The following is a 6,391-nucleotide window of genomic DNA, read 5'->3' as shown; positions in this document are numbered from 1 at the left end:
GTCCTTGATGGCGAGGGTGGTAGTCATGGCAGTTCTCCTTGGGAGCGATTGGGACTTGGGGTTCGGTTGGTTCGAGCATTGTTTCTGCGCTCGGGAGGTACAAACGCATGGAGTGTGCCAAGGCGGGCCAGGTCAGCGTGAATCGCCCGCAAACGCAGGCGGGACGTGGGAAGAAATTCTTCGAGGCGGGGAAAATGGCGCCAGCGCACAGTGCGCGGCGGCCTAAATCTGGCGGGCGCATACCAACACAACAACACCGGGTGTTCGCCAATGCGCGACACGCAGCCGCCTGGACCCGTCAATCGTGCGGCAGGCGTCTCTTGCCGGTGTTGATGCAATGCACGAGGGGTTTGCGATTGGCATGAGTGCGGACTAGTATCCATCGTGGGTAGGTACTCGCCGGTGAGCGGCGAGTGAACGCTCAAGGCGCAACTACGCGCAACTACGTCGCGGCTGCATCGATGCCTAGCATTCCAGACCTGATACGTACCTTCCAAAGCGGTGGTCTGTCGCACGACGAGCTTCTTGCCCGCATTGACAGCACCTTGGCCGTGGACCAGGCCAGCGCGACGCAGCTGGCGGACATGCTTTGCGAGGAGAACACGCGCTTCCCGCTGCCGCCAGGCGTCTATGAAGAGGTGCTGCAGCGCATTGAGCGCCGCGGGGCAACGCAGTTCGCGGATGGCGGCGAGGAAACCCGCGTCCAGACCGGCGCTCCCGGCATGGCTTCCCCGCCCACCACGCCCTCGACCGCGCCGGTACCGCCGGCCGACCAGGCCATTGCCGGCGCGGAGCAGTCCAAGGGGGTGGGCGACACCCTGAATGGCCGCTTTGTACTGGAGGAATGCCTTGGCGTGGGGGGCATGGGTACGGTCTACAAGGCGCTGGACCTGCGCAAGCTCGAGGCCTCCGACCGCAAGCCCTATATCGCCATCAAGGTTCTCAATGTGCAGTTCCGCGGTCATCCGAAATCGCTGATAGCGTTGCAGCGAGAGGCGCGCAAGGCGCAGACGCTGGCGCACCGCAATATCGTGACGGTCTATGATTTCGATCGCGATGGTTCGGTGGTCTACCTGACCATGGAGTACCTGTCGGGCAAGTCGCTCAATCGCGTCTTGCGCGCGCCGGATTTCGCCGGCATGCCCTTCGCCAAGGCACTGCCAATCGTTACCGGCATGGGCAGGGCGCTTTCCTATGCGCATGAACGTGGCTTTGTCCACTGCGACTTCAAGCCTGCCAACGTGTTCCTCACGGACAGCGGTGAAGTGAAGGTGATCGATTTCGGCATCGCGCGGGTCTTCCAGCAACCGGCGGACGATGCGGACCCGACCGTGTTCGACCCTGGCACGCTCGGCGGCATGACACCAGCCTATGCCAGTCCCGAGATGTTCGAGCATCGCGAGCCGGACCCGCGCGATGRCATCTACGCGCTGGCCTGCGTGACGTATGAACTGCTGACGGGCCGGCATCCTTACGAGCGGTTGTCGGCCAACCAGGCACGCGGTGCCGGCCTCAAGCCGCAGCGGCCGAAGTCGCTGAGCCGCGGCCAGTGGCGAGCGCTGCGTGCCGCGCTGTCCTTCGATCGCGCGACGCGCACGCCCACCGTGGCACGCTTCCTGGCCGACCTGGGAACCGAGCGCAGCGGCGCGATGCCGATGGCCAGGCTGGGTGCTGTGTCCCTGGCCGGTGTGCTGGTGGCAGGCGGCGTGGGTTACTACGCATGGCGCTCGCGTCACCCGCCGGACGGCCAGGCTCAGCCCCCGACACAGACCGCTCCCGCGCCCGTCGCAACGCAACCCGCCCAGCCTGCGCCGCCGCAAGCGCCATCGCGCCAGGAAGCCAAGGCGGAGCGCGCGCTCTCCATGCAGGCTGTCGCGCCGGTGCTGGCGCGCGTGCCTTGCTCGCTTTTCTCGGCATCGGCGCAGGAGCATGCGCTGCAGGTGCGCGGCTACGTAGCGGACCGGTTCGGCATCAAGCGCTTGAAAGATGAACTGGAGGCGGTTCCCGGCGTGCAGACACTGAACCTTGACGTGCAACCGCTGGGTGACGACAAGTGCGATGTGATCAAGCTGATCGGGCCCTACTGGTCGGGGCGCCGCGACGGGGACGCGCTCACCACGATCCGCACCAGGGCGCCAGGTGCTCAGCTGACCGAGGGTACACCGTTGATTGTCGATATCACGACGCCGCCTTACGACACCTACGTCTATGTCGACTACTACATGGCGGACGGCAAGGTCGTGCACATGGTGCCCAGCCAGCGCGCCAAGGCCAACCAGGCTCCCGCCAGCTATCACGCGACCGTCGGCAGCCTCGGCGACTGGGTGATCGCAAAGCCGTTTGGCACGGAGCTGATCGTGCTGCTCACCACGCCAGCGCCGTTGTTCGACGCGCTACGCCCGGAGGTGGAGTCCAGGCAGGACTATCTGCGCGCGCTTGAACGGCAGTTGGGGCCGATGGCCGCCAAGCATGGAGATGACCACATCGGCGCCGACGTGGTGCAGATATCCACCAAGGCGCGCTAGTCGGCCAGCTTGCCCCGACGGGACTGGCACGGAAGCCGCTACTTCATGTCTCGCACGACACGAAAGCCATTCTGCGACTGGCGCACGCTGGCGCTGTACTTGAATCGGGTGGAGGAGAGCATATAGCTCGCGCCCTCCAACCAGGAGCCGCCACGGATCACGCGTACGCTGCAGCCGGGTTCGTCCCAGGCACGCCCGTCAACCGGTGCGTTTTTGTAGGAAATGTGCCAGCAGTCGGCGACCCATTCCCACACGCTGCCATTCACGTCGTGCAGGCCCAAGGCATTGGGGGCAAAGGAGCCGACGTTGGCCGGCGTATCGGCGCTCCACGGATCGCCGCAATCCTTGCAGTTCGCCGTTCCCTTGCGCATCTGGTCGCCCCACCAGTAGAGCGTTGAGGTGCCGCCCCTGGCAGCGTATTCCCACTCGGCCTCGGTCGGCAGGCGATAGTGCTTGCCGGTGGTCTTGTTCAGCCATGCGAGGTATTGCTGGGCATCGTCCCAGCTCACATCGCGCATGGGCGCGTTCCTGGGGGCGCTTGCGACGGTGGCGATACGCGGGCACGCGCCAGCGTCGGCGCAGGCACCCCATTGCTCCACGGTGACTTCGTACTTGCCGATCGCGAAGGGCTGCGCGATGGTGACGCGGTGCGGGGGCTTTTCGGTCGGGTCGCCGCCATTGCTGCCCATGGTGAAGCTGCCCGGTGCGACGTTGTGCAGCACGGGGCAAGCCGGGCAGTCCTTGATCTCACCCGGTTTTATGTCGACCGTCACCGCGCCGGAAGCGGCGGCGTGTTGCGTGGCGGGTGAGGGCGTACTTGCCGGGGCGGCGGGCGCGCTGGCGGATGAAGTGGCTGGCGGCGGTTGCACTTTTCCGGTCTGCGTGCGCGCTGGCGGTGGCGTGACTGTGCCCTGTGCCGCGGTTGGCCCGGAGGCGGCGGGCGCGGTGCGGGCGCGGTCGGCGGGCGGCTCTGCCTTGACGCCCGCCGCACGCAGCCGCTCGATCCTTGCCCGTGCCAGCGGCGCGAAGCGGCCGTTCGGATACGCCTTCAGGTAGGCCTCATAGTCGCTGGGGAAATTGCTGTTCTTGATGGAATCCCAGAAGCTGAGCTCGTATTGTTCATCGCTGTCTTTCGGGAGGATCCCGCGATGCCGGATCGCCGGATTCCCGTCCAGGCTGGCGGAATAGGTGGTGCTGTCGATGGCGGGTGCCGCGTCCGTGTCCAACCGGAGCGGGGCGGGCAGCGAGGACGAGACCCACGGCTGCTGCCGCAGCCCCGTTTGCATGCTGACGATCTCGCCCGCCTGCCGGAAGACTGCCTCGGCATCGAGTCCGGGCATGCGTAGCGTACGCAGCAGCGCGGCGGTGAATACGCCATGGCTGACGCCTTCGGCTGCGGCGATGCCAGGGGCCGTGGCATAGGCGATCAGGGTGTTGGCGGGCGCGGCTGGCGGCTTGAAGGCACCGCCGCGGTACGGATTGTCCAGGCAGGTATCGAGGATCAGCACGTTGCGCATGTCCGGGCGCGGCACCGACATGCTTGCCAGCACGGTGCGAAGCTCGGTGCCCGCCGTGAGCAAGCGGGCGGGCGTGCGGCTGCCCGCATCGACGGGAATCAGCACCGGGTTGTCCGCGACCTCGATGCCGTGCCCGGCGAAGTAGAACAGACCGACGCCGCCTGCTTGCAACCGTTGCCGGAATTCGGCAAGCGCGCTTGCCATGCCGTCACGGTCCAGGTTTTCGCGGAGCATGACGTCAAAGCCGAGAGCTGCCAGGGTCTGGCCCATGGCTTGCGCGTCGGTGGCGGCATTGGGCAGCGGTTCGTCCGCATACGCGGCATTGCCGATGACAAGGGCGAGACGCCGGGCCTGGCCGTTCCCGGCGGAAGTGGCCGTGAGCCGTGCTTCGGTGGTGGACGCTGGCGTGTCGATGCCGGCTTCGGCACGCACGGCCGCTGCCAACGCGAACAGGCATATGACAAGGAGTTTTCGCCACATATTCAGGCCTTGTTCGTACGGCGCCGAAGTGCATCGGCGGTCCCACGCGCAAGCGGCGTGACGCGCCACCAGCGAGCGATGATACCCGGCCATCACCCGGCCGGTCCGCCTCGTCCCTGGCGCCGACGCGATGCAGCGCGGGCGGCACTGGGCTCGCTCAATCAACCATAGCACAGCGATTGTGAATCCGGAGGTGCTTCGCAACGCAAGGTGGCGCAGCAAGCTCACTGTTGCCTGCGCCCAGCGATCGCGCACGGCAGCACCAAGTATCTTTTTGCAGTTTTCCGTTCTAAGCTAAATGACGAAATGCAAAAGCGCTGACGAAGAGCAAGAATCCACCGCGCTTTCGAGGTCACGCGAATTGCCTGCGTCCGTTGCTTTGCAGCGGCGCCGGGTGCACGCGTTGCCACACAGGTGTTGCCTTGCATGTTCCGGCGCGGACCGTTGTTCGGGAGGGCTATCGTATGCACAGGCGAACCGTGCTCGGCACACTGGCAGCGTCTCTGTTGGCGCCGTTGCCCTCGATCTCGTTGTCCGCCACATCCCCGCCCAATGCCGAGGTCTACATCATCTGGCCCCCCGATGGCGCCGTGATCGACGGCGGCAAATTCTGGGTGCGCATGGGCCTGCGCAATATGGGGGTCGCGCCCAAGGGGACCGACATGCCCAATGTCGGCCATCACCACCTGCTGATCGACACTGACCTGCCGCCGATGGACAAGGAGATTCCGAACGACCGGAACCACGTGCACTTTGGCGCGGGCGAGACCGAGGCGCGGATCGAGCTGCCGCCAGGCAAACACACCTTGCAGTTGCTGCTCGGCGACAAGGACCATAAGCCCCACGATCCGCCGATCTACTCCAAGAAGATCACCATTACCGTTCGATAAGGCCCGGGCCGCCGGGCCGGCGGCACGATACGGGAGAGAGTCCATGCGTAAGCTCATATCTGCTGCCGCGCTCGCCGCCAGCCTGCTTCTGAACGGTGTCATGCCGGCCAGCGCGATCGCGGGTCCGACGCCCGCGCCGTCCAATGCCTACCTGTACATCGGCTACCCCAACAACAACCAGGTCCTGCCGGCGGGCAAGCCGATCAAAGTGTGGTTCGGGCTGCGCAGCATGGGCGTGGCGCCGCGTGGCGTGAAGTTTCCCAACACGGGTCATCACCATCTGTTGATCGATACGGACTTGCCGCCGATGGACAAGGAAATTCCTAACGATCGCAACCATGTGCATTTCGGCGCCGGCGAGACCGAGACCACGATCGAACTGCCACCGGGCAAGCACACCCTGCAGTTGCTGATGGCCGATGACAAGCACATCCCGCACAACCCGCCGATCTATTCCAAGAAGATCACGATCTACGTGAAGTGATCGCGTTCCGGTACGGCGCGGAACGCACCGCGCCGCCGGGATCGCGGTTGCGCCGCGCGCGTGCCTCCGTGGTGGGAAAGCGCTACCCCCGAACTGAACGTATCGCGCGCATCACGCCTCCCCCTGTTTCCCAGTCACGCTGAGCGCGATCGCCGCGCCCCGCTGGCGTCTGTCGCTGACGAGCGAACACATGGTGTCTGTTGTGTTGGTATGCGCCCGCCAGATTTAGGCCGCCGTGCACTGTGCGCTGGCGCCATTTTCCCCGCCTCGAAAAATTTCTTCCCACGTCCCGCCTGCGTTTGCGGGCGATTCACGCTGACCTGGCCCGCCTTGGCACACTCCATGCGTTTGTACCTCCCGAGCGCAGAAACAATGCTCGAACCAACCGAACCCAAGTCCCAATCGCTCCCAAGGAGAACTGCCATGACTCCCAAGGAGAACTGCCATGACTACCACCCTCGCCATCAAGGACCTGTCCGTCACCGAAGAACTCGA

General features: G+C 65.4%; 4 protein-coding genes. 3 read left to right on the top strand and 1 reads right to left on the bottom strand.

All coding sequences use genetic code 11. From position 1 onward, the window contains the following. The first annotated feature begins 461 nt into the window (after positions 1-461). Positions 462-2,525, top strand: coding sequence for a serine/threonine-protein kinase (locus tag AC1DKD_RS37795; RefSeq protein WP_477144460.1), 2,064 nt, complete (start codon positions 462-464; stop codon positions 2,523-2,525). A 38-nt stretch (positions 2,526-2,563) separates the two neighbouring features. On the opposite strand, the gene AC1DKD_RS37790 is transcribed toward AC1DKD_RS37795, so the two are convergent. Further along, complete coding sequence (locus AC1DKD_RS37790; RefSeq protein WP_441637351.1) at positions 2,564-4,522, bottom strand: SUMF1/EgtB/PvdO family nonheme iron enzyme; 1,959 nt, start codon at positions 4,520-4,522, stop codon at positions 2,564-2,566. A gap of 464 nt (positions 4,523-4,986) precedes the next feature. Between AC1DKD_RS37790 and AC1DKD_RS37785 the strand changes: the two genes are divergently transcribed. Then, positions 4,987-5,412 carry a DUF4399 domain-containing protein gene (locus AC1DKD_RS37785; protein ID WP_428180805.1) on the top strand — a complete coding sequence of 142 codons (426 nt, stop codon included), beginning with the start codon at positions 4,987-4,989 and terminating at the stop codon, positions 5,410-5,412. A 43-nt stretch (positions 5,413-5,455) separates the two neighbouring features. Next, complete coding sequence (locus AC1DKD_RS37780) at positions 5,456-5,896, top strand: DUF4399 domain-containing protein (RefSeq protein ID WP_441637349.1); 441 nt, start codon at positions 5,456-5,458, stop codon at positions 5,894-5,896. Positions 5,897-6,391: the final 495 nt, after the last annotated feature.

It is taken from the genome of Cupriavidus sp. 05T313, from assembly GCF_056396665.1.
The sequence above is the reverse complement of the archived record's forward strand: the minus strand, read 5'-3'. Positions and strand labels throughout refer to the sequence as shown.